The sequence below is a fragment of the Streptomyces sp. NPDC126497 genome, assembly GCF_040302425.1.
Classification (GTDB): domain Bacteria; phylum Actinomycetota; class Actinomycetes; order Streptomycetales; family Streptomycetaceae; genus Streptomyces.
In genome coordinates this window covers 1-23031 of sequence record NZ_JBEORT010000019.1, presented here as the reverse complement: position 1 = coordinate 23031, position 23031 = coordinate 1, and the positions used below count along the sequence as shown (strand labels likewise).

Genomic DNA, 23031 nt, shown 5'->3' with positions numbered 1-23031 from the left:
TCGATGCTGTTGGCCACGAGTCAGGCAGCGGCCATGGAAGAACGAGCCCAGCCGCACCGGCCGGCCGGGCACTCGAAGGAGCAGCCGCGTCACGAGACCCACACCGTGGCGGGCGGGAACACCCTGTGGGAGATCGCCGACGACCATTACGGCGACGGGACGAAATGGTGGGTCCTCTTCGGGGCCAACGCCAAGACGATCGAGAAGGCCGCCCGGGACCACGGGCGCGACGGCAGCGGCATCGGCCACTGGATCTTCCCCGAAACCGAGCTGGCCGTCCCGGACCCCGCCGTGTTGAAGGCCGGCGAGAAGGCCGTCCGTGCGGCCCTGGAACGCGTTCTGGCCCAGCACCCGCAGCTGATCGGCGGTTCGCTCTGCCCCGAAGCGGAGGCGCCCGAGGACATCGGCGACTGCCTCCTGGGGATGCTCGGCCACGTACCCGTGCTGCTCGACCGGATCCCCCTGCTGCTGGAACACCTCGGCTTCCCGGAGGAGGTCTCCAGTGGTGCGCTCCTCGAACGTCTCGAGCCGCTCGTCACCTGCGTCATGGAGGAGGAGGACCCGGTCGCCTGTCTGACGGAGGCGACCGCGGATCCGACCGCCCAGGGGTGACGGGCTTCGTCGGGTCACCTCCGACGGGGTGACCCGACGACCGGACACCGCGCCCGGGCGGGCACCGTGGCCGTTCAGCCGTTGTGACCGGTGGCGTCGCGCAGGGCGTGCAGGAGCATGGGCAGGGACCTGCGGAACTCCCGCACCCAGTAGGGCGGGTCGTGCGTGCCGGCGTAGAAGTGCGTCGTCACCGGGGTTCCGACGGACTCCAGGCGTGCGGCCAGGGCACGGGACTCCCGCTCCATGATCGTCTCGGAGGGTGAGACGACGTCGTCGGGGAACGGGTCGGACGGGTCCTCGAGGCCGGGAACCTCCGGGTCGGGCTGCGTGCCCGGCGGGTCGAGCACACCCACCCTGCCGTCGCCGCTGGAGAGGTACACGGGGGTGTCGCGCAGCCGGTCGGCCAGGTGGTACGGGTCGTGGGCCTCCCAGTTCACGCGCTGGGCGACCGGGTCCCCCCACAGCGCCTTCCAGTCCAGGCCCAGGAAGGTCATCGCGGCCCGGACCGCGTGCGGATGCTGCAGGGGGTGCACGTAACCGCTGTAGCTCGCCACCGCCCGGAACAGCCCGGGGTGGCGGCCGGCGTAGGAGAGTCCGCCGAATCCGCCCTGCGACTCACCCGCGGCCACGCGGCGCAGGCCGGCGCCGTAGTGGCGCTCCAGGAGGGGGCGCACCTCCCGGAGGTGGAAGGTCTCCACGGCGGGCGGGCCGCCCCGGCCGTCGTTGTACCAGTCGCTGTAGAAGCCGAACAGCGGCATCTCGGGCATCACCACGAGCACGTCCCGGAGTTCGGGCAGCTCCTGGAGGCGGGCGTCGTAGTCCTCCGTCCAGGCCCTGTGGTTGCCGTCACCGCCGACCAGGAGGTAGAGCACCGGCCAGCTGCGGCCCGGCCGCCGGTCCTCCCAGCCGTCCGGGGTCAGCAGCCGGACCTTCGCCGTGCGCCCCAGGGCGGGCGAGTCGACCGTGAGGTCGACCAGCCGCTCACCGACGTCCTCCTCGGCGACGACCCGGGCACCGTGGTGCGGTGCCGGGGCACCCCCGCCGGCGTACACCGCGGAGCCCTCCGCGGGCAGGAGGAAACCCGCGATCACCAGGGGAAGCAGCAGTCGCAGCCGCAGCCGCGCAGAGCGCCAGGACATCCGACCTCCGTCACGTGGGGGACGCCAGCATTTTCACCCATGCGAACCGTGCACGCACGGACAGTGATCCCGTGGCGCACCCGCCGTCGGCCGTCGCCCTTCGGGAGCGGGACTCCGGAGGGGCGCGCGGACGGTCCTGGGCCCCTTCCGGAAAGCGGGCCCGCCGCGGGTCGCCGGACGTGGCGGAGCCCGGGAGTCGTATCCAGCTCCCGGGCCCCTGGGGATGCCACCCACTTGCGCACGCCGGCGGCGTTTAAGAGGACGGATCAGTCATCATGCCGTCGTGTTCTTCCTTTGAACTACCGCGCCGTGCAAGAGGCGCAGGCGAGAGTCGAACTCGCATCCGACGGCGTTCGTCCGTCCCCGGTCGGTCCGGCGATCGGCGGCGATGCTGAGACTGGAGCGAGAGTCTGAGATTGACCGCGGCCGCCGCTTCGGCGGGCCGCTTCTTCAGGCTGAACTTCAGTGTCAGCTTGCGCTCCTGGCGCGAACCGGTCCTCAATTCCGGCCCGCCCCGTCGCGCACCCCCGCGCTCGCACGCGGGGGCGATCGTGGTGGCCACCTCGGTCGGCGTCAGCCGAACAGGTAGCCGAACACCGCGTCACCGACCCGCTGGTCGGTGACCTCGGTGCCGTTGGCCTCCTCGCGGGCGAACTTCACGGCCTGCTGGAGCTTCTCGACCCGATCCGCCAGCTCGTTCACCCGCCGCGCCGGAAGGGCACCGGAGAACTTCACGGTGGTCCAGTACCCGATGGGCACGTCCTCGTAGTACACCTCGACCTGCGCCGGGTGCTTCTCGGTCGCCTCCGCCTTGACGTGGTTGCGCGGGACCTTCTTCGTACGGATCGTGCGCACCGGGTCCGTCTTCCACCAGTCCGTGGACGGGTCGTGGGACCAGGACTCGGCGGCGTCGAGGGTGGGAAGCTTCTTGACGAAGGTGTGCAGGTCGGCGAGCTGCTTCTCCAGGAAGAGCAGGTAGCTGACCGGCACGTCGGCGACGATCGTCCGTCCGTCGACGGTGACGTCCGCGCGGGCCGTGCAGTTCGCCCAGTCCTTGGTCGCGGTCACGTCGAACAGCCGCGTCAGCGACGCGGACATCTCCCGCAGCACGTCCTCGGCCTGTACCTGCACCCGCGTGGACTCGGGCGGCAACTGCTCGCCCTCCTCGTCCTTCGGCTGGTACGTGCGCGAGATGCCGGCCAGCAGCGCCGGCTTCTGCACCCTGGCGTGCGCCGCGTTGATGTCCTGGAGCGACTTGCTCTTGACACCCTTCTCGACCGCGATGATCTGGTTCAACTTCGCCACGTCGGGCCCCCCTTCGAACAGTGGGAACACTGTCAGAGGGGACGGGCGACCGCACATGATTTTCTGCGTGTCGCGGGTGTGCCGAGGCAACCGCGGTCGAACTCCGGGCGAGGAGAGGCACCACGCCCGTCGCCCTCGGACGTGTGAGTCACTCGTCTTCTCCGTCATCGAGATCGAAGTCAAAGGCCAGCTGGCCCGCCGCATTCTGGTTCACCGCGGTGGCGGACTGCGGCTCCGTCGGATCCATCGCGTCCTCGATCTCGTGCGGCAGTGCGTAATCGTCCGCAAGCCGCGCAAGGTGCAGGATCAAGGGATGAGCCAGACCCTCGCGACCGGCACGGTAGTCCTCGCTGAAACGCTGCTGGTGGACGAATGCGGCCCATGCCTCCGCGTCGTCACCGGGCTGAAGGCACGCGACGGTCAGTTCGAGAAGGTCCGGATTCCAGGCGTTCACTGTCGGGCGGTGGGCATTGGTGCCCGAGGCGTTGATGTGCGGAGTCAGTTTGGCGTCGTCGTTGGTCAGCTTCGACTGCGTGCCCGACTTGCCGATCGTGCTGTAGAAGACACGGTTCGAGTTCTCCCGTTCCCCGGGCCGCCATAGCCCCATCGCGATGCCCCCGCCCTGCTTGCCCTCCATCTCGGGAGAGAGTTCCTCCCTCTCGGCCCACCACTGTGCCGTCTCGTCCCGGCTGCCGTCGGCGACCCGGACGACACGCAGATGCCTGCCGTACAACCCGATCCGCTGCACCGGGCCTCCGTCGACGCCGAGCCTGTCCCGCTCGAGACCGTCGTTCCGCAGCCACGGCCAGCGCTTCCGCACGTCCTGGGCATGCGCCAGGACGAGCGTCGGGGTGCTGCGCAGCTGGGCCAGGGTCTTCTTGACGAAGGCAGCCATGAGGGCCGACTGCTCCACGCTGTTCTTCCGGCCTTCGACCCGTCCCGTCAACGACTTCAGGAGTTCGGGGTAGGGAACCCACTCGTGCATGTCCGTCGACTTGCCCAGCACGCACTTCGCACCTGGGCGGACGAGCACCGCGATCGGTGTGAACTGCTGCTTCCCGGTGGGCCCGTCCAGGCGTCGTTCCACGAGGTGGAAAGCCACCTGGTTCAGGTTCGGCGGGATGAGCGCGTCGCCGAGCGTGTGCTGCGGCACCAGTCGGACCCCGGTCTGGCGCAGGCCGTCCGACCATGCCGCGGCGGCACGCAGCCCTGCGTCCGCGACAGCCTCCGCGTGCTTGGGGAGGGAAGGCAGCGCCTTGAGCCGCTTCTTGGGGGGGGGCGCGCGTAGGGACTGCGTTCGAGCTTCGGCGCGGGGACGAACTCCGGAGCGATCGCCTGCTCCGCCCACTCGATCAGCCGCCGGCGCTCGCTGGGCATCAGTCCGGTGCCGATCGGGTGCCTTCCCATGGCCGCCTGGTGCCCGATCGCGATCCGGATACCGTCCCGGCCATGGATCCAGTGGTCGGCCTCCTTCACGACCTGGGATCGACGCACCTTCCACTCGAAGCGGGCCTGGGACCTTCCGCACCGTCCGCAGCGTCGGCGAGGAGCGGTTCTCGGCCGGTTCCCGATCCCGGCGCAACCGCCTTCGGGTGCTCCGTTCCGACTGGTGGCTGGTCAATAACCCTCTTTGGTGCGGAAAGTTCACCGAGTGCATGCTGCCGATCGTCCAGGAGCGCCGGGAGAGGCCGGGCGACGACCGGCTGTCCGCGCTGTGCGCCGCCGAGGTCGGCGGGGTGCGGGTGAGCGACGAGGATGTCAAGCGGACTGGGCAGCGGGCCACGGCGCGCACCTGGAGGGGTTCGGAGCATGACCGTAAGGCCGGGGAGTCCACCGCCGACAACGGGGGTCACCGGCCGACCGCCACCAGGCCCGCCCACAGCGCCGGGTCCGCGGGATCGTGCCCGGCGGCCGTGAGGACGTCCAGTAGTTCGGCGGCCAGCCGACGGGCGTCCGGCGGCAGGTCACCCGGCGGTGTCCGGTCCGGGTCGGTCATCCACAGCTGCGCCCGGCGCAGCGCGTCCACGGGAGCGTCGCCCGACCGCAGCCAGTGGTGGAAGAGCAGGTCGAGGAGGGCCGTGGCGTGCAGCCGGACCCGCCACAGGGAGCCCAGCACGGACGACGCCCCGCCGGCCAGGAACGCGGCGGCCATGGTGAACGACTCGTCGTGGTGACGGCGCGGCAGGCTGTTCATGCACGACGCCAGGGAGACGCACAGGCCGGGCCCGGCCGGCGGCACCGGGAAGCGCTGGGCCGCGATGGTCTGCACGGAGAGGCGGTCGACGTCCTGGGCGACCGTCCCGTCCGGGCCGAGGACCGTGCCGAAGGCGAGGTGGGACCGCCAGCTGTCCGACGGGTCGGGCAGCAGGTGCGCGGAGATGTCCACGACGCCGTGCTCGCGGCAGGCCCGCCGGATCTCGTCCAGTATCTCCGCGGGCCGGGTCGTACCGTCCGGCGGACGGGTCGGCCGTCCGGACGGGCGGTCGGGGGCCGGGGCCAGCAGCCGCCGGTTCGGGTAGAGGCGGTGCAGCGCCCTGCTGGACGAGACGCGGGCCTCCGCTCCGGTCAGCCCGAGGATCAGCAGCGCGGAGTCCTCGGCCCGTACGGCGGGCCGGCCGGCCGCCGCCGTGAACATCCGGGCCGACGGCGCGGTGGACAGCGCCAGCCGGTCGACCGCCCGGACCGGACGCCCGCCCGCCGTCCCGGGCAGGCGTGCCGCGCTCCAGGGCACGGCGGCCAACGTGGCCAGCGGTACCAGCACGAGGCGGGGCACGTCTCCGGGCCCGGTCCCCCGCCCCAGGTCCCGCAGCAGTGGTTCCATCACCGCCGTCCCGGCCCAGTCGCACAGCTGTCGCAGCTCCGCCTCCCAGGCCGACTCGACCGCCTCGGACCGCGGCGCGGAGAGCAGCAGCTCCAGGGCGCCCAGGTAGGCGTCCAGCCGTGTGGTGTCGGCGAGCCCGCGCAGGGCCGTCCACCGTACGCGGCCGTCGCGTCCCACCCTGAGGGCCCCGCCGGAGTCGGGCGGGCCCTGTGTCGGCAGCAGGTACACGAGTTCGTCGTTCCCGGTCGTCCGGAGCGCCGCCGCGATCTCCGGAGCCGGCACCGCCGCCAGGAGGTGGTCCAACGCCCCGTGCTCCTCCAGCACCGCCCGTACCCGGGCGCCGAGCCGTTCGGGCACCGGATGCTCCGTGTACGGGTCCCGGGCGTCCCCCGCCCGTCCCGTGCCGGCCCCCGCCCCGGTGCCCGCGGCCGTGTCCCGCGGGTGCGTCGGGAGCGCGGCGCCGCGCCAGGCCGCCCACGCGTCGGCCAGGTCCGTCCGGCCCAGTTCCGTCAGCCGTCGCCGGACATCGACGGTGGTCATCTCCGTGTGCAGCGCGAGCGCCCTGCCGCGTTCCAGGACCTCGAGCGCCTCCGCCGGGTCGCCGTCCGCCACGCACCAGGCGGCGACCTCCCGCGAGAGCGGCCCGGCCTGATCGGCGGTGAGGACCGCGTCGGCGGCGATCTCCTGGACCAGGGCCCGGCGGGCCAGGAGTCCGAGCGCCTCCCGGCCCAACCGGCGGGAGCGCAGGCGCTCTGCGGCGTCGGGGCTCCCGGCCGGGCTCGCCCCCGGCATCGCCGCCCGGGTCAGCAGGGCGGTGAGGCCGGACGCGTCGCTGTCGCCCGACCGGTAGGCACGGGCCAGGTGCATGCGCAGGTCCACGGCCGTCGCGTGCACCGCGTCCCCCTCCGCCGCCACGCTCGCTTCCAACTGCCTCAGCCGCTGTGCCCGTTCGGCCGGCACCGTGCCACCGGGCGGAGCGGCCAGCAGTGACTCGGCGCAGGCGTGGACGGCGAGCACCGTGTCCCGGAGGGCCGGCCGGTCCACCACGTCGGACCGCTCCGCGAGCCGCGCCAGAGCCCGGGCCTGGGCGGTCCGGTTCCCGGCCGCCGCGGCCGGCTGCCGCAGGGCTTCCACGAAGGAGGCCATGTGCAGGAGCAGTTCACGTCCGGCCCGTTGCGGTGACCGCTCGTCCGTACGCGTCAGGGACTCCGTCAGGACCGTCCGGGCCTCCGCCACCAGGGAGAAGCGGGCGTCACCACGGTGCGGGCCGGCGCCTGGACCGTCCGGGCAGGCGGCGGTCATCAGCAACGCCCAGCCCAGGAAGTGCTGCACCAGTGCCAGCATCTCCGGACTGTGGTCCTCCCGGGCGGCGGCCATCTCGCGGGCCCGGTCGACGCAGCGGCGCAGCAGCCGGTGCGTGTGGGCGGCGTGCCCCGTCCGGTCGTCCGCCGGCGCGGCCTCGTCGCCGGTGCCGGTGCAGTCCGCGTCGTCGGCGCCCGCGTGGTAGTGGAAGGCGCTGTGGACCTGCGCGAACGCGGTGTCGACGACCAGCCGCTCCAGCGGGTCGGCCAGGTGCTGCGCCCGCACCCGGCGCAGCAGTGCGAGCGCGGACCGGACGTCGCTCAGCGTTCCGTCGTCGGTGCCGCGCCGGGACAGCAGTTGCGCGAGGGTGACCACGACGTTGATCAGCAGGGGATGCCCCGGGGGGAGCAGGAGGCGGACCGCGTCGAGTTCGCGGACGACCGCGTCGCTTCCGCCCCTCCCCACCGCCCACGAGCCGATCGTCTGGGCCCGTGCCAGGGCGCGTGCCGCCAGGCACTCCGGCCATTCCGGGGCGTCGGGGTCCATGGTCCGTACGGCGGTCTCGAGTGCCTCGACCGCGTCGTGGACGTCCAGCCCGTCGACCGCCTCGCCCACCATGATCGCCCTCAGCAGCTCGGCTCCGTAGCGGGCGGCGGCCAGGGGGTCCTCAGGCGCCTCCTCCCGGACGGCGCGGTGCTGCCGGACGAGTTCCGTCACGCCGGTCGCGCGGGTCGCGACCCCGCCGGTGTTCACGTGGGTGGCGAGAGCCGCCTCGGCGGATCTCATCTGTGCCCGCTGCGCGTCGTCGAGCGCTCTGCCGGGCTGCGCCAGCCGCCGCGCCCGGTCACGTGCCGCCGCCGCCTCGCCGGGCAGGTCCCCGCCGTACTCGGCGAGGCGCTGTGTCAGGAACACCTCACGGTAGGACCACTCGTCCCGGCGTTCGTCGTCGTGGAGCAGGCGCAGGGCACGCCTGGCGAGCTCCCGGTGCGCGGCGCGTCCCCGTACGAACCGTGCGGCGGCCTGCTGCGGCGGGATGCCGTCGCGCCGGACGGCGAGAACGCGGCGGAAGCGGTCCGCTTCCTCGTGCACGACGTGCATCAGTTCCAGCAGTCCGAGGTACTGGTCGTACACCTCGCCGTCGGTCAGGGGGGGTTCGGCGAGGCGCCGGGCCGCCCGGAGCAGCCGGCGGCAGGTCCGCAGGCAGTCGGTGGCTCCGACGAGCCACCACTCCAGCGCCTCCAGCCGTGCGGGGGACGGCACCTCCTTGCGCACGGACGCCTGCACGCAGGCGTCCGCCACCGCCCGTACGGTGTCGTACCACGCCTGCAGCTCTCCGGCGGGATCGGCGAGGCCCGTCGCCGACCGTCCGACGAGCCGTTCCACGTGGTCCGAGGCGGTGCGCAGGACGGCATCGAGGTCGTCGTCGGGAGCGGGCCCGCGTCCGGGGCGGGTGTAGTCGATCATCGGATGCGGATTTCCAGGGGCTGCGGGCGGTCGAAGGCGACCTGCGGCGGGACGTCCCCGGTGCGCCTGAGGTACGCGGTGAGCTGCGCACCGGTGTCCTTCTCGGCGGTGGTGTCCTCGGGAAGCGGCCAGCCGGCCGCCGTGTAGAGCGCGTCGCGGTGGCGCAGCAACGACGCTTCGGCGGTGTCCGCGTAGTCGTCGACACCGTTGCCCAGGCCGGCCAGCAGCAGGCCGGCGACGAAGGCGCCGACGAGTGCGGCGAGCACGGCGGGCAGGCCCTGGACGCGGTCGAGGAGGGCCAGCGGCAGTGCGGTGACCGCGGTGAGGGCTGCCCAGATCAGGTTCCGGGCCCGGCCCAGGACCCGTTCGGAGGCGCGTTCCAGTTCGCGGCGGGCAGGGTCGTCGAGGATCTGCTGGAGCAGCGGCCAGCACAGGTGGGCGTCGAGTCCGTGCCGCCCCCGGACGCGCTCGCTCATGGCCGCGAAACTGTCCCCGATCCTGGTGGGCGTCGTCAGCGCGTCCTGTACCGGACGGCGGCGCAGCTGTCGTCGGGCGCGCACGGCGCGCGGGTCCGTCCGGCGCTCGTCGCCGTCGGCGGTGAACCGCCTCTTCGCGGACGTGCGCCGGGCCACCCGCCGGCGGGCCAACGCGGCGATCGGCCCGCGTACGGGGAGCGCGGTCCCGGCCAGCAGGTGCACGAGCGGTCCGGCGAGAGCCGAGACGACCAGGGAGGAGCCGCCGGCCGCGACGACGGCCAGCACGAGGAGGGCTGCCAGCGCGAGCGGTTCGCCGCTGCCGGCGTCGCACACCACGACGGTGATGCCGGACCCCGGGCAGTCCGCCGCGGGCGGCCTCCAGGGGCGCAGCAGCAGCACGGCCACGGCGGTGAACGCGTACGCGCCTCCGCTGATCAGCACCGTCCAGCGCTTCGCGTGTCCGGACGCGAGCGCGGAGACTACCCCCACGGCAACCCTCTCCCTCGTGCCCGCCCCTCGGACAGGTCCCCGGGGTGCGGACGGTTCAGTTCCGTCGTCCGCGCGGCTGGTAGGTGAGGTCGGCTCCGCACGTGCACCGGCCGTCGCCGTACTGGGGGAAGTCCATGCTGCCCGGCACCTCCGTGTCGCAGCGCCGTCCGGTCCCCACCGGTTCGCGGGAACACTGCCAGCTGTACGCCGAGCCGCCGCCCGCGGCGTCCGGCGGGGCGAGCGCCAGTCCGCCGTCCGCCGCGTCGACGTCGAGCGGTTCGTCGCCGCCGAAGTAGTCGTCGTGGTCGCGTGGTCCCATGCGGCCCCCCGGCTCACTGGTGATCGTTGTGCCGCATCACACCCTAAAGGGGGCACAGGAGCATGGCTCATGAAACTTCCGCCCGGGCGGCCATTCCCTCGTTACGACCCCGAACCCATTGTCACGGGGATAACTTGACGCCACATACGCGGACCGGTCGATGAAGGGCTTCTCCATGGCGCTACCGGACCCTGCCAAGCCCGACGACATCACCGAGGCGATCGTGGCGTCCGTCTTCGGCCCGCACAGCCTGGTGCTGCACGTTTTCGTCGTCGCCTCCTGGCTCCTGGCCTGGTACGCCCTCGCCAGGACGGCGCACCGCCGGGCGCGCAGCGCCGCCGCACGGGTGTCCGCGATCCCCGGCGCACAGCGCGTCCGAGCGGCTTTCTACGCGGCCGTCACCCCTGTGGTGCAGGCCGTGTACCTGGCCCTGAGCTACTTCATCGCGGCGCACCTCGAATCGGCGATGCGGACGTACGAGGGCCCGGCCGACGTGGACGTGGCCGCCTGGCTGGCCCCGGCCGACGACGCCACGCAGAGCCCGGTGTTCTGGATGTGGTTCACCGTGGGGTTCCTGCTCGTCGTCTCCGGCTGGTGGGGCGCCCTCGACCCGCAGACGGAGACGACCCCCTTCCACCCGATCGCCTGGTTCCTCTTCAGCTGCGGGGCCTTCTCCGTCCCGGTGCTGCTGTTCCTCAACCAGACCATGAGCATCCTGGCGCTCGTGTACGTCGTCACCGCCTTCTGGGCGCTGTACCTGCCGAGGACGTGCGTACGGGCATGGCGCACGCGGGTGTGAGGCCGACGCGGACGGAAGCGGGACGCAGTTCTCCGGGCGGGCCGCTCCGCGTGCCTGCCCGTGTCCCGCCCGGTGCGGTCCGCCGCCGTGACGGCCCCGGCCGGGGCGTCAGACGCGCGGCTCCGGGGCGAAGCCCGTCCAGCGCAGGTCGGCGGGCAGGTGGCCCATGTCGTTGGAGACGAGGAGGGAGGCGGGCCGGCCGGGGGCGTAGCGGATGACGGTGAGCGCCGCGTTGCCGTGGTCGAGGCCGAGCCAGCGCCACTTCGGCGCGTGCAGGGCGTCCCGGACGAGCCAGGCGACCAGGAAGTTGTGGGTGACGACGAGTTCGTGCCGGTCCTGTCCGCCGTCCACCGGCCCGGTGAACAGGTCCAGCGCCCGGCGGGCCAGCACGGGCCCGTCCCTGCGGTCCCCGTCCGTTACACCGGCGAGGAAGCGGGCGAAGAAGTCCGCCGACCCGGGGGGTAGTTCGCCCTCCTCCGGCAGGTGGGGCAGGTAGTCGCCGGCGACGTCCGAGACGTGCAGGGGGACGTCCTCCAGCTGGGCGCCGACCAGGCGGGCGGTCTGCTCCGCCCGCGGCAGGGGACCGTGGTGGACGGCCGCGAGGGGGACGTTCCGGAGGCGCCGGCCGAGCAGGGTGGCCTGCCGCCGTCCGGTCTGCGTCAGCCCGCTCCCGTCCGGTGTCGCCTCGCCGTGCCGGGCGAGGTAGAGGTAGCGGGTGGCCGTGCCGGTCATCGTGGGGCTCCTCCGTGTCCACCGGTGATCTCGTACACCGGTGGACGCCGGTCCCGGGGCGCCGGTTCCCTCAGGCGTCGGGGGACGGTCGACACCGCGGCGGGCCCGGCCCGGTGCGGTCACCCTGCACTCGGTCCGCACTTCTTGACGGGCTCGATGGAGACGATCCGGTCGATCGGCGCCCGCCTCAGGCTCTCGCCCTTGACGACGACGTCGCCACCGGCGGTCCCGACGAGCTCGCCGCACAGGCTTCCGCTCCGGGTGACCACCCGGACCGTCGGTTTCGCGGGTTCCGGCACCGGGCCGAACCAGGTGAAGCCGAGCGCGGTCACCAGCAGCGCAAGCGCCGCCGAGGTCAGGAGAGCGGCCCACCGGATCCGCCGGCCGACGTCCCCGACCTCGGTCCTGGTCCACTCCCGAAGCCCCTCGCCGGTCAGGAGGATCTCCTCGCCGGGCGTCCCGGCGGCCGCCCGGACGGCGAGGACCGTCGCCGCGACGAGGCCTGTGAGGGCCGCGACGAGCAGCACGGCGACGGTCACCCTCGTCCAGGGGGCCAGCTCGCCCACGGTCTCGCGCCCCTTCACCACCAGCACGACCCCCAGCAGCGTGGTCATGCCGGCCAGTCCGGTCCGCCAGGCCTCCGCCTGCGCGCGTGCGGCCGGCAGCTGCTGCAGCCGCAGCTCCTGGGCGCGCTGGGCCCACCGCTTGCGCTCGATGCTCATGAGATGTCGACCGACCAGTAGGCGCCGCAGCCCGTGTCCGGTGCCTCGGGGGGCCTGTCCTCGTGCCAGTAGCCGCACTCGCAGTACATCGTCACCTTCGTCGGCTGTGCCGGCCGCGCCGACCGGGCCCGCCCGAAGAGGCCCTTCGTCCCCTGCGGACTGCCGAAGGCGAACGTCATCTCGGTGCGGGCGGCGCATCGAGGGCACGGCCCCGCGACGGTGAGTCCGTCCTCGCCCCGCGCGACGGCGAAACCCGTCTGGACGGGGAACTCCACCTCGGCGAAGGCGACGCCGTCGTGATCAGCCATCGGAGGCCTCCTCCGGGAGCTCCAGGGAGAACAGCGGGGCGTACCCGCGCAGCCTCTTCCCGACCTCCGCGGCCGCCTCCCCGGTCGCCTCGGCCGCCCGCGCGAGGTGGTCCGGTCCCACGTGCCCCCCGACCTCCGGTCTCTGTCCGTCCAGGTGCACGGTCAGCGCGAGCAGGTCACGCCAGTGGACGACGCCCTCCGGCACCGCGTCGACCGGGTACTCCAGACGCAGACCGAGGCACGTCATCCGGGTGAGCCGCTGGTGGGTCTCCCGCAGTGGCATGCCGAGCCGTCCGGAGATCTGCACCAGCCTGAGGGCGTCCACCTCCGTCAGGTAGGCGTCGTCCGAGCCGAGGGCGGGCCTGTCCCGCGGAACCACGAGCAGTTCGAGGTCGTAGAGGTCGGGGCGCCAATCGCTCACCTCCGCGGCGGCCTCCCGCGAGAGCTCCGGGAGGGGCGCGCCCAGGGCCCGGTAAGGATCGACCTTCTCGAGGAACTCACCGACGGTGCAGCCGAAGTCGAAGGCGCCGGCGATCAACTGGCCGACGCCGAGGGTCCAGTCCACCGTCTCCACGGCCCAGCGCGGAGTGATCAGGTACTCCTGGAGCAGCCAGGGCTGCAGTGCCTCGGCGTCCTGCGGGATCCCGGGGAGCCGGACCTCGGGATAGGCCCTCGCGAAGCACGCACGCGCCTCTCCGACCGTTCCGGTGATCATCGACGCGAGGGAGACGAGGTCCGGTTCGGTGATCGCCGCATCCGGGACCGTGAAGGCCAGGAGTTCCTCCATCTGGTTCATCACGCCCCGCCGCATGTAGCGGCCGGACAGCGTCGCCGCCACCGCCAGGGCGGCGGGGCGGCGGAGGAAGCTCTGCCGTCCCGTCCAGGGGTCCATGATCTGCAGCGCGTAGCCGATGAATCCCACGGTGTCGGCGTCGGGGGCCAGATCCGCCAGGGCGTCGTCCGCCGGCAGGCGCAGCAGTCCGCACTCCTCCAGCGCCGCGAGCTCCGACCGGACGTCCCGGTAACTCACTGCGGCCAGCCCGGCGATGTGGATCAGCTGGACGGGAGTGAGCGCACCGCCGACCTCCTCCACCTGCCGCAGCGCCTCCACCTGCACCTGGCTGAGCGCTTCCGGGTACCGCTCGCGTCCGGCCACGGTCACTCCCAGGGGGGCCAGCCGTTCGCACATCTCGAGGATCTGCGAGGCGTCCCTTCCGAGTTCGCCCATGGCGTGGGCGATGTGGGCCGGCTGCAGCGGCTCGGAGATCCACGGAGGATGCCCGGTGAGCCGGACCGACAGCAGCCTCGTCTCGGCCGCCGTGCATATGTGGTCCCCGAGCCGGCCGAGTTCCGTGCCGGGCCCGGTCCATCCCGCGGGCGCTGTCGCGGCCGCCCTGCGCACCACCTCGCGCAGCGGCTGGTCGAGTTGCGCGGACGCCTTGACCAGGCTCCCGGCGGCGGCGGCCGAAGGCGCCAGCCCGGGGGGAGACCATGCCGCCAGCGCTCCGGCGAGCGGGGCGTCCTCCTTCTTGAACGTCACGTCGACGGAGGCGCACCGGCGCACGTGCCGCAGGTCCAGACCGGTTATCGCGAACTTCCGCAGCCGGCGGAGCAGCTCCGCGGCCGTCTGCTTCTCGTGTGCGATCGCGCCGAGGATCTCCTCCAATAGGACCGGACTGTCCTCGCCGTACTGGCGGCGGAGCCGCGCCAGAAGGGATCCGTCGACGGGATCGGCGACGGGAAACCCTTCGACGGAGAGCGCCCGGGGCAGGCGGCGCAGGTTCCGCTGGGTGCTGGACCTTCCCTTCCAGGCGCCGGAACGCCAGATCGTGAACCACCGGGAGTAGAGGTAGTAGCCCCTGCTCTTCGGGTCGAACAGCTCCTTGTCCTGGGGGACGCAACCGACCTCCGCCAGCGGAACGGTCGTGCTCTGGCCCCAGCCGCCCCCGATGGCGATCTCCGCTCCGGAGTCGACCAGGTGCCGGAAGACGCGCTCGGCGACCTCCGCCGAGGAGTCGGTGACCTCCCACAGCCAGGAGAGCGTCAGTCCCGGCCACGTGTTCAGGGCGGGCAGCGAGGCGTCGATCTTGCCGTACACCCAGTCCTCGTGCCAGGTGCGGAGCTTCTTGCGGTCGACGGTGAACTGGGGGCGGTGCTCGTCGCGCAGGTTGACGATCAGCCCGTAGATCTCCTCGTTGGTGCGCAGGCCGTCCGCGGCCAGGCCGCCCTCGCCCGACACCCACCAGAGATCGCGATCGAACTTGAGCGATTCAGCCGACTCGTCCTGGTACCGGAGCTGCCGGGGCTGCCACTCCTCCGGTGCCGCGCCGTGCTCGGACGCGACGACCCGGTATTCGGCGATCCACAGCAGACGGCGGAGGGTCTGCAGGACGGAGATCTTCTTGTCGGGCTCCTCCTCTCCGGTCAGGTAGAGCCTGATCCTGGTCCCGCCCTGCAGCATCTCCTCCGACGGAGTCACCTGCATCAGGCTGCCGCTGCTGGCGATGCGGACGGCGAACCCCTCCGACGAGGGGATCCCCTGCTGGTCCACGGGGCGCGTGTACAGGAGGATCTCGTCCGCGATCATGAAGTAGCTGAAGACCCCCACGCCGAACTGGCTGTTGGAGACCATGCGCAGGGGCGGGTCGAGCTCCTGCCAGACGGCGTGTTCGGCGCGGTAGTCGTGCGAGTACACGAACCGCTCCCCGGCCTGGCTGAAGACGTGCTCGAGCACCTGCCGGGTCATCCCGACGCCGTTGTCCTCGCACTCGATGTACTCCCGGTCGCCGTCCAGGCCCTGGCGGAAGACGATCTCCCCCGTCCACGGCGCCGGACGCCGCCCCTTCCTCCGCAGCCCCTCGAGGCGGGTGTCCCGGTACCGGCAGGCGTCCAGGGAGTTCTGGTAGAGCTCACGGATCGCGAGGGCGGGGTCGTCATAGAGCTGTCGCCCCATCAGCAGCTCGCGGATCTTGTCCTCGGAGAGCCGGAACCGGGTGAGGGGCACCTCGTACACGGCGGTCCCGTCCGGGCCCGGGCGGTCGGGTCTCACTCCGTCATGGGTGATCCGGAAGGGCAGCGCGTCGGCGACCGGGCCCAGTCGCCCGAGCCTGTGCAGACTGCCCAGGACGTGCTGCCCGGCCTCGGCCACGGCCTGGAAGGCGTCCTGCTGGGCGGGGTGCGTGCAGATCAGGGCCAGATCGAGGTCGCCCTTGCGCCGCTGCACCCGCAGCAGATCGGCGGCGTCCTTGACCGATGCGAGGGACAGCTCGAGGCCGGTGCCGATGTGATCGGCGATCACCGCGGGCATGCGGCGCGGGTCGGCCGCCAGGGTGCCCGCCAGCCACAGCACGCCCGCCTTGCCCCGCCAGTCGTCCGGCAGCGCGGCGAGCCGTTCCTCCAGTCGCGCGTCGGCCGGCCCGGCGGCGACCGCACGGATCAACGTCTCCATCAGATGACGGCACTCGCCCCGGCTCAGATCGGCCGCGGTCCCGCAGATCAGGCCGGCCCCCCGATCGGCACAGGCCTGTGACCGCTGGAGTCTCCAGAGCCCCGTGAAGCCGTCGAGCCAGCGGTGGACCAGCCACATGACGAGGGTCTCGGCGGCTTCCGTCTCGCGTCGGCGGGTCAGTCCTTCGACCCGGCGGGTCACCTGGGGGTACATCTCGTGGGTGAGCTCGAGGTCCGTGCGGTGGCCCGGCTCGTAGCACCGCTTGAAGTCGGCCGGCCTGATGGCGGCGGCCTTCCGCACCCCTTCCGCGAGCACCGCCTCACGCATGAAGGGTGCCGCGATCATCACGGCCGCCTCTTCCGGCAGGAGGGGGGAGCCCTCGGTGAGGATCTCCGCCGTCAGGTCGATCGTCCGGGCGGGGTGGTTCGGATCGAACCAGTGGTCGGTCATCCCCGTTCTCCCGCGGAGCAGCTCGGAGACCTCCAGGTGGGTGCGCGCGCAGTCCTGCGCGATCTGCGTCACGTGCGTCCACAACTCGTCCGTCACGCCGGAGGTCAGGTCCCAGAGGCGGTTGTCCGCAGCGGCGCGGTGCCATGCCGAGACGAGTTCGTCGCCTTCGCAGATCACCACGTCGGCGGCGTCCCGGTACATCGTCACCGGGTAGGCGTTCGGAACCTGGGGGCGGTCGTTGCCCAGCCCCGCGGTCCGGCGCATCTCCTTGGTGACCTCGCTGAGCACGGCGGACAGCGTGCGCGCGGGATGGCGGCGGTCGAGCACCCGGGCGAGTGTCCTGGTGAAGGCGCTGCCGTCCTCGCCGTAGTGGCAGACCTGCCCGGGCGCGCACCCGGCCACCATCACCTGTGAGCCCCCCGCCGGGAAGTGGAGCACCCCTCCCCCGCCCCCCTCCGAGGGGACGCCGGCCGGGGAGTCCCGGCACGCGTCGACGAAGAACGCCACGAGTTTCGCCCGGCAGCGGCTCAGGTCGGGGATCACCGGCACGAGGCTCTCCGGCACGAGTTCCCCGCCCTCGCGGAAGGCATCGCTGGGAACCAGGTAGTCGACGCCGTCGATGCTGACGCCGTGCCCGGAGAAGTAGAGGAGCAGCACGCCGCCCTCCGGGGCTTCGGCACAGGCCTTCCTGATCGCGGCCCGGATGCGGTTGCCGCTCGGATCCAGCGTGTCGTCCTCGCCGATCGAATCGACCGAGTAGGAGGACAGGGTCAGTGCCGACCGCATCTTCTCCAGGTCGTTCCGCACCACCTGCGGGATGGGGGAGAACGTCGTGTCATCACAGTGCGGCACACCGATGAGGAGCGCTTGCCGTTGCGTCACCGGCCCATGGTACGGAAGATGACCAACCGTCAGCAGTCGATCGGCTCATCCGACCGCCGCCCTCTGCCGGGGCTCCGCGGCGTCCGCGCGCCAAAGCCTCCCCACGGACAGGGGTGTCCACCGGCGGCCCCGCGGGGGGCGCGCCCGGCGACGCGGCGGGGGGAGGCAGACGAGTCGGGCTGTACGCCGGGTTCTGTTCCGGCGGGTCCTCGCGGGCCCGCCGGCGACGGCCATCCATCTAGGGCCGGCGTTGCCGCCGACCTCGTGCGGTCTACCCGCGGACTCGGGCGGGCAGCCCTCGGACATCCGCGCAGAGCGCGTTTCACGGCGCTCCTCTTGACCTTGCTCCGGGTGGGGTTTACCTAGCCGCCTGAGTCACCCCAGGCGCTGGTGGTCTCTTACACCACCGTTTCACCCTTACCGGGGTCCGTACGGATACGGTCCCCGGCGGTCTGTTTTCTGTGGCACTGTCCCGCGGGTCACCCCGGGTGGCCGTTAGCCACCACCCTGCCCTGTGGAGCCCGGACGTTCCTCGGGAAGCCCCCTAGGGGGACTCCACGCGGCCGCCCGCCCGGCTCGTCTGCCGTGTGGACCATGGTACCCGCCGGGCGGCGGGCTTCCGCTCCCGCGCGTTGGCCAGCACCGAACCGGTGAGGATCAGGACGAAGGCGGCCAGCACCGTCGCGGTCAGGGTCTCGTCCAGGAACAGCGCGCCGGCCGCCACCGCGATCGCCGGATTGACGTACGTGATCACCGAGGCGCGGATCGGGCCGGCCTCCTTGATCAGCTCCAGGAAGGCGACGAACGCCACCGCCGTGCAGACGACCCCGAGGGCGGCCAGCGCGGCGAGGGTCTCCGGCGTGGGCAGGGCCGCCGGGCGGGTGGCGACCGCCGCGGGGGCGTAGACCAGGGCGGCCAGGGCCAGACAGGGGGTGATCAGGTGCAGCGTCGGGACGTCCTTGAGGTGGCGGTCGGCGATCAGCGGGGCGGCGGCGTAGCCGATCACCGTCACCAGGACCTCCGCCAGGGACAGGGCGTCGCCGCCGGTCAGATGGGGGACGGTGAGGACGCCGACGCCGCCGAGGCCGAGGGCGAGGCCCGTGATCCGGCGGGCGCCCAGGGACTCCGCCCGGCCGAAGGAGCGGGCCAGCAGGACGCCGACGATCGGGACGCCCGCGATCAGCAGGCCCGCCGTGGAGCTGGAGAGGTGGCGTTCGGCGTCGGTCAGGGTGTACCAGGGGCCGACGATCTCGATGACGGCGAACGCCAGCATCGGTTTCCCGTACGTCCGCACGTTCCGGGCCAGGCCCGGTTGGCGCAGGGCGAAGGGGAGCAGGATCAGGGCGCCCAGGGCGCAGCGTACGCACACCACCGCCGACGGGGACACCTCGTCCACCGCCACTTTGATCAACAGGTAGGGAATGCCCCAGACCACTCCCATCAGGGAGAACAGGGCCCAGCCGCGTGCAGTCATGCGGTGAGTGTCGGCCGGGTCAGCGGGCGGTGTCTTGAACGCTGTTGCGGTACGCCGCCGGGGTCACCCCGAGCACGCGGCGGAACCAGCGGGTCAGGTGGGCCTGGTCGGCGAAGCCGACGAGGGCGGCCGCCTCGGCGGGACGCGTTCCGGCGTCCAGGAGGGCGCGGGCCCGGGCCACCCGGTACTGGGCGAGCCAGGCGTACGGGGGGACCCCCGTCGTCGTGCGGAAGGCGCGCAGGAGCTGGTAGCGGGAGAGGCCGAGGTCGGCGGCGAGGGAGGCGAGGGAGGGCGGGGCGAGGAGTTCGTCGGCGAGGCGGTCGCGGACGGCGCGGGCGACGGCGCCGGCGCCGGGGACCGCCGTGTCGTGCCCGCGGGCGGTGGAGTGGCGGCGGGCGAGGGCGGTGAGCAGCCAGGGGATGCGGGACTCCGCCTCCAGGGGGTCCGGGCAGGAGCTCACGTCCGTGTGGGCGCGGCGCAGGGCGGCGGCCAGCTCGGGGTCGTCGAGGACGGGGTCGCGGAAGTGCGGGAGGCCGCCGCCGGGGGTGCCGTCGGTGAGGAGGGCGGGGGCGGCGTAGAGGGCTCGGTAGGAGTAGCCCTCGGGAGCGGCGGGGCCGCCGGTGTGCATCTCGCCGGGTTCGAGGACGACGATGGAGCCCGGCCCGGACACGATGCGCCCGCCGCGGTAGGCGATGGTCTCCAGGCCGCCGACGGTGACGCCGACCGTGAACTCCTCGTGGGCGTGGGGGGCGTACTCGTGCCGGCTGAAACGGGCGGTGAGCAGGTCGAGGGGAGGACCGCACCGCCCGAGCCGCGCCCTGGCCCAGCGGGCCTCTTCCCGTACGTCCGTCACCGCGCACCCCCGCCCCCAGGGGATCAGAGGAAGTCGGCGGTGTCCAGGTCGAATCCGAAGGGGGCCGGAAGGGTGACCGGTTTGCCGAAGGGGCGGGTGCACCGCTCGCGGTACTCGTCCTCCTCCGGGTCGCTGAACAGCGTGACCGAAGAGTCCTCGCGGTCGACGAGGAGGTGGAGGGGGATGCCACCGCGGGCGTAGCAGCGCGGCTTGGTCCCGCGGTCGGTTCCGGGTGCGGCATCGGTCACTTCCACCACCATGGTGACGCCCGCACAGGGCGTCCAGGGACCGGCTCCCCGGTAGAGCCGCAGGTCCCCGGGGGCGAGGGTGCCGTCCGGGATCACATGGTCCGGTGGGCAGGCCCGCGCGCTCCCCAGCCTCAGGCCCTTGTTCCCGGAGAAGTCCATGGCGGTGCGGGAGCCGGTGTGGATCTGGCCCGCGATCCGGCTGAGACAGTGCTCGTGCGACCCGTCCGGTAGTGGTCTGAGGAGGAACTCGCCTTCGACGAGTTCCGCCCGGAACCCCTCCGGGGTCTCCAGACCGGTGAACCAGTCCAGGAGGAGGTGCTCGGAGATCGGGTCATAGGTGATCACGGTGCGGTGCCTCGCTTTCAGTCGCGGTCAGACTGGCGTACGGAGGGCTCTTCCCGGGGACGGACGGGGATCGTTCACCCGACGGGGTCCGCTTGCCCCTGCCGCGACGCCGACGTCTCCATCGGAGCATGCGGATCGGCGAGCTCGACGTCGCCGTCGGTGCGCGGACGGGCGTCACGGTCGAGCTCGCCGAGCCGGTCACCCACGTCACCCTCCTCGGCCGCCGCCGTGGGATCCGCGTGGTCCGCTGCCCCGCGGACGACCCCGACGGGCCGGTCCGCGCGCTCGCCGCGGCCCCTTCCGCCCGGTGACGGCGTCCGGCCGGGCCGGCCGGGCCACGCCGTACCCTGACGTCGAGCTCGATCGAAGGAGTACGTGTGCTTGTCCTGCTGCCGCCGTCCGAGGGCAAGGCCGCTTCCGGCCGCGGTGCCCCGCTGAAGCCCGAGTCGCTGTCGCTGCCGGGGCTGGCCGCCGCGCGGGAGGCCGTCCTCACCGAGCTGGTGGACCTGTGCGCCGGCGACGAGGACAAGGCGCGCGAGGTGCTCGGGCTGAGCGAGGGGCTGCGGGGCGAGGTCGCGAAGAACGCGGAGCTGCGGACCGCCGGGGCGCGGCCCGCCGGGGAGATCTACACCGGGGTGCTGTACGACGCCCTGGACCTGGCGTCCCTGGACGCGGCGGCGAAGCGGCGGGCGGCGGCGTCCCTGCTGGTCTTCTCCGGGCTGTGGGGCGCGGTCCGGGTCACCGACGAGATCCCCTCCTACCGTCTCTCGATGGGCGTGAGGCTGCCCGGTCTGGGCGCGCTGAGCGGGCACTGGCGCGCGCCGATGGCCGAGGTGCTGCCCGAGGCGGCCGGGGACGGGCCGGTGCTGGACCTGCGGTCGGCGGCGTACGCGGCGGCCTGGAGGCCGAAGGGCGGGGTGGCGGCGCGGACGGCGACCGTGCGGGTGCTGCACGCGCCGACCCGGAAGGTGGTCAGCCACTTCAACAAGGCGACCAAGGGGCGGATCGTGCGGAGCCTGCTGACGGCCGGGGCCGCGCCGCAGGACCCCGCCGGGCTGGTGGAGGCGCTGCGGGACCTCGGGTACGTGGTGGAGGCGACGGCGCCGGCCCGGGCGGGGGCGGCGTGGGCGCTGGACGTGCTGGTGGACGAGGTGCACTGACCCCGCACGTTGCAAGGTGTGCAACGACCTTTGCGCAGTGTGCGTCGGACGGGCAGGATGACGCCATGCGCTCTCCCCTGCCCTCCTCCGTGCTGGATCTCGCCCCCGTGGTGCCCGTCGTCGTCGTCGAGGACGCGGCCGACGCCGTACCGCTGGCGCGTGCGCTGGCCAGGGGCGGTCTGCCCGCGATCGAGGTGACCCTGCGGACGCCCGCCGCGCTCGACGCGATCCGGGCGATCGCCGGTGAGGTGCCGGACGCCGTGGTCGGCGCCGGGACGGTGATCACGCCGGCCCAGGCGGGCGAGGCGGTGGCGGCCGGGGCGCGGTTCCTGGTCAGCCCGGGGTGGACGGACGTCCTGCTGGAGGCCATGCGGGCGTCCGGGGTGCCGTTCCTGCCGGGGGTGTCGACCGCCTCGGAGGTGGTGGCGCTGCTTGAGCGGGGGGTGCGGGAGATGAAGTTCTTCCCGGCGCAGGCGGCGGGCGGGACGGCGTATCTGAAGTCGCTCGCCGGGCCGCTGCCGCAGGCCCGCTTCTGCCCGACCGGAGGCATCGGCCCCGACTCCGCGCCGGACTACCTCGCGCTGCCCAACGTGGGGTGCGTGGGCGGGAGCTGGATGCTTCCGGCGGACGCGGTGGCCGCCCGGGACTGGGGCCGCGTCGAGGCGCTGGCCCGGGCGGCGGCGGGGCTCAGCGCAGGTGCGAGGTGTCGTTGAACAGGCGGACGCTGGCGTTGCCGTCGGCGTAGTACGCCACGGCGGAGAGGGAGGCCGCCGACAGTTCCATGCGGAACAGGGCCTCGGGCGGGGCGCCCAGGGCGAGGCGTACGAAGGTCTTGATCGGTGTCACGTGGGTGACGAGCAGGACCGTGCGGCCGGCGTACGCGGCGGTCAGCCGGTCGCGGGTGGCGGCGACCCGGGCGGCGGTGGCCGCGAAGCTCTCGCCGCCGCCGGTGGGTTCGGCGTCCGGGGAGGACAGCCAGGCGTTCAGGTCGTCGGGGTGGCGTTCGCGGACCTCGCCGAAGGTGAGGCCCTCCCACGCGCCGAAGTCCGTCTCGCGCAGCCCGTCCTCCACGGTCACGTCCAGACCGAGGCGGGCGGCGACGATGCCGGCGGTCTCCCGGGTGCGGGCGAGCGGGGAGGCGACGACCGCCTGGACGGTGCCGCGCCGGGCGAGCGCGGCGGCGACCTTCTCGGCCTGCTCCCGTCCGACGCCGGAGAGCGAGGGGTCGCTGCCGCCGCTGCCCGAGAAACGCTTCTGCGGAGTCAGCGGGGTCTCCCCGTGCCGCAGCAGCACGAAGGTGGCCGGGGCGCCCATGTCGGGGGGCGCCCATCCGGCGGTGGGGGTGGCCACGGCCCGGGCGGCCCGCAGATCCGCCCCGGCCCCGTCCCGGTCCCCGACGGGGGAACCGGCCCGGGCCGCCGGCCCGTCCGGCACGTCCACCCGGGCCGTCCGCGCGCCGGCGCGGCCGGCGTCCGCGAGGCCGTCGGTCCCCCGGTCCGCGAGCGCCGGCCGCGAGGGACCGGTCACCGCGTCCGCCGCCCGCCCGGACCGCGTCCCGGCGTCGGTCCCGGAGGCGGAGGCCAGGGCGGCGCGGGCGCGGGCCGCGCCCGCCCTCGCGTCCCCGGGCGGACCCGACGGCCCGGGCGTCACCGGTTCCGCCGCCGGGGCGTCCAGGGCGGCCCG

The 23031-nt window shown here is 73.4% G+C and carries 19 protein-coding genes, 1 other RNA gene and 1 pseudogene; 5 read left to right on the top strand and 16 right to left on the bottom strand.

The window, feature by feature from the left end:
• Positions 1–33: 33 nt before the first annotated feature.
• Positions 34–612, top strand: coding sequence for a LysM peptidoglycan-binding domain-containing protein (locus ABTY20_RS12055; protein WP_351996865.1), 579 nt, complete (start codon positions 34–36; stop codon positions 610–612).
• Positions 613–686: 74 nt separating this feature from the next.
• Here the strand turns inward: ABTY20_RS12055 and ABTY20_RS12050 are convergent, their stop codons facing one another.
• From ABTY20_RS12050 to ABTY20_RS12015, 7 genes are all read right to left on the bottom strand, one after another.
• Positions 687–1751, bottom strand: a complete 1065-nt coding sequence (locus tag ABTY20_RS12050; protein WP_351996864.1) for an alpha/beta hydrolase — start codon at positions 1749–1751, stop codon at positions 687–689.
• A gap of 573 nt (positions 1752–2324) precedes the next feature.
• Positions 2325–3056, bottom strand: a complete 732-nt coding sequence (locus ABTY20_RS12045) for a DUF7873 family protein (RefSeq protein WP_351996863.1) — start codon at positions 3054–3056, stop codon at positions 2325–2327.
• A 148-nt stretch (positions 3057–3204) separates the two neighbouring features.
• Complete coding sequence (locus ABTY20_RS12040; RefSeq protein ID WP_351996862.1) at positions 3205–4209, bottom strand: RNAseH domain-containing protein; 1005 nt, start codon at positions 4207–4209, stop codon at positions 3205–3207.
• The gene (locus ABTY20_RS12035; RefSeq protein WP_351996861.1) at positions 4164–4532 is read right to left on the bottom strand and encodes a pPIWI_RE module domain-containing protein; all 369 of its coding nucleotides are present in this window, start codon (positions 4530–4532) and stop codon (positions 4164–4166) included. Before ABTY20_RS12035 ends, ABTY20_RS12040 begins: the two co-directional genes overlap by 46 nt.
• A gap of 373 nt (positions 4533–4905) precedes the next feature.
• Complete coding sequence (locus ABTY20_RS12025; RefSeq protein WP_351996860.1) at positions 4906–8643, bottom strand: CHAT domain-containing protein; 3738 nt, start codon at positions 8641–8643, stop codon at positions 4906–4908.
• Entirely contained in the window at positions 8640–9608 is a 969-nt protein-coding gene (locus ABTY20_RS12020) for a hypothetical protein (RefSeq protein ID WP_351996859.1), read from the bottom strand. Before ABTY20_RS12020 ends, ABTY20_RS12025 begins: the two co-directional genes overlap by 4 nt.
• 55 nt (positions 9609–9663) lie before the next feature.
• Positions 9664–9927: a hypothetical protein gene (locus ABTY20_RS12015; RefSeq protein ID WP_351996858.1), complete on the bottom strand. Its 264-nt coding sequence runs from the start codon at positions 9925–9927 to the stop codon at positions 9664–9666.
• Between the two features lie 175 nt (positions 9928–10102).
• Between ABTY20_RS12015 and ABTY20_RS12010 the strand changes: the two genes are divergently transcribed.
• Complete coding sequence (locus ABTY20_RS12010) at positions 10103–10726, top strand: hypothetical protein (protein ID WP_351996857.1); 624 nt, start codon at positions 10103–10105, stop codon at positions 10724–10726.
• 108 nt (positions 10727–10834) lie between these two features.
• Here the strand turns inward: ABTY20_RS12010 and ABTY20_RS12005 are convergent, their stop codons facing one another.
• The 8 genes and pseudogenes from ABTY20_RS12005 to ABTY20_RS11970 form a co-directional block, all read right to left on the bottom strand.
• Positions 10835–11458, bottom strand: coding sequence for a histidine phosphatase family protein (locus ABTY20_RS12005; protein WP_351996856.1), 624 nt, complete (start codon positions 11456–11458; stop codon positions 10835–10837).
• Positions 11459–11577: 119 nt separating this feature from the next.
• Positions 11578–12180, bottom strand: a complete 603-nt coding sequence (locus ABTY20_RS12000; RefSeq protein WP_351996855.1) for a hypothetical protein — start codon at positions 12178–12180, stop codon at positions 11578–11580.
• Positions 12177–12488 (bottom strand): hypothetical protein, encoded by a 312-nt coding sequence (locus ABTY20_RS11995; protein WP_351996854.1) that lies wholly within the window; start codon positions 12486–12488, stop codon positions 12177–12179. Before ABTY20_RS11995 ends, ABTY20_RS12000 begins: the two co-directional genes overlap by 4 nt.
• Complete coding sequence (locus tag ABTY20_RS11990) at positions 12481–17268, bottom strand: HD domain-containing protein (RefSeq protein WP_351996853.1); 4788 nt, start codon at positions 17266–17268, stop codon at positions 12481–12483. The genes ABTY20_RS11995 and ABTY20_RS11990 overlap by 8 nt, the downstream gene beginning before the upstream one ends.
• A 166-nt stretch (positions 17269–17434) precedes the next feature.
• Positions 17435–17847: RNase P RNA component class A (gene rnpB / locus ABTY20_RS11985), an RNA gene on the bottom strand.
• Between the two features lie 112 nt (positions 17848–17959).
• A pseudogene (locus ABTY20_RS11980) lies at positions 17960–18709 on the bottom strand (DMT family transporter); the annotation flags it as partial.
• A gap of 52 nt (positions 18710–18761) precedes the next feature.
• A complete protein-coding gene (locus ABTY20_RS11975) occupies positions 18762–19595 on the bottom strand; it encodes an AraC family transcriptional regulator (protein ID WP_351996852.1) in 834 nt (277 codons plus the stop codon).
• A 23-nt stretch (positions 19596–19618) separates the two neighbouring features.
• Positions 19619–20185, bottom strand: a complete 567-nt coding sequence (locus ABTY20_RS11970) for a Uma2 family endonuclease (RefSeq protein WP_351996914.1) — start codon at positions 20183–20185, stop codon at positions 19619–19621.
• 131 nt (positions 20186–20316) lie between these two features.
• On the opposite strand from ABTY20_RS11970, the gene ABTY20_RS11965 reads away from it, so the two are divergent.
• The 3 genes from ABTY20_RS11965 to eda all read left to right on the top strand — a co-directional run bounded on the left by ABTY20_RS11965 (position 20317) and on the right by eda (position 22061).
• Positions 20317–20499: a hypothetical protein gene (locus ABTY20_RS11965; protein ID WP_351996915.1), complete on the top strand. Its 183-nt coding sequence runs from the start codon at positions 20317–20319 to the stop codon at positions 20497–20499.
• Positions 20500–20565: 66 nt separating this feature from the next.
• On the top strand, positions 20566–21348 hold the full coding sequence (gene yaaA, locus ABTY20_RS11960) for a peroxide stress protein YaaA (RefSeq protein WP_351996851.1): 783 nt from the start codon (positions 20566–20568) through the stop codon (positions 21346–21348).
• Positions 21349–21413: 65 nt separating this feature from the next.
• The gene (gene eda, locus ABTY20_RS11955) at positions 21414–22061 is read left to right on the top strand and encodes a bifunctional 4-hydroxy-2-oxoglutarate aldolase/2-dehydro-3-deoxy-phosphogluconate aldolase (protein ID WP_351996850.1); all 648 of its coding nucleotides are present in this window, start codon (positions 21414–21416) and stop codon (positions 22059–22061) included.
• Here eda and ABTY20_RS11950 read toward each other — a convergent pair.
• A partial coding sequence (locus ABTY20_RS11950) for a bifunctional RNase H/acid phosphatase (RefSeq protein WP_351996849.1) occupies positions 22036–23031 on the bottom strand: 996 nt, incomplete at its 5' end. The genes eda and ABTY20_RS11950 overlap by 26 nt on opposite strands.

Bases quoted from the DNA above. Each gene is read 5' to 3' on its own strand.
- ABTY20_RS12025 (WP_351996860.1), bottom strand. From the start codon at position 8,643: ATGATCGACTACACCCGCCCCGGACGCGGGCCCGCTCCCGACGACGAC.
- eda (WP_351996850.1), top strand. From the start codon at position 21,414: ATGCGCTCTCCCCTGCCCTCCTCCGTGCTGGATCTCGCCCCCGTGGTG.
- ABTY20_RS11995 (WP_351996854.1), bottom strand. From the start codon at position 12,488: ATGGCTGATCACGACGGCGTCGCCTTCGCCGAGGTGGAGTTCCCCGTC.
- ABTY20_RS12050 (WP_351996864.1), bottom strand. From the start codon at position 1,751: ATGTCCTGGCGCTCTGCGCGGCTGCGGCTGCGACTGCTGCTTCCCCTG.
- ABTY20_RS11965 (WP_351996915.1), top strand. From the start codon at position 20,317: ATGCGGATCGGCGAGCTCGACGTCGCCGTCGGTGCGCGGACGGGCGTC.
- ABTY20_RS12015 (WP_351996858.1), bottom strand. From the start codon at position 9,927: ATGGGACCACGCGACCACGACGACTACTTCGGCGGCGACGAACCGCTC.
- ABTY20_RS12005 (WP_351996856.1), bottom strand. From the start codon at position 11,458: ATGACCGGCACGGCCACCCGCTACCTCTACCTCGCCCGGCACGGCGAG.
- ABTY20_RS12055 (WP_351996865.1), top strand. From the start codon at position 34: ATGGAAGAACGAGCCCAGCCGCACCGGCCGGCCGGGCACTCGAAGGAG.
- ABTY20_RS12000 (WP_351996855.1), bottom strand. From the start codon at position 12,180: ATGAGCATCGAGCGCAAGCGGTGGGCCCAGCGCGCCCAGGAGCTGCGG.
- ABTY20_RS12010 (WP_351996857.1), top strand. From the start codon at position 10,103: ATGGCGCTACCGGACCCTGCCAAGCCCGACGACATCACCGAGGCGATC.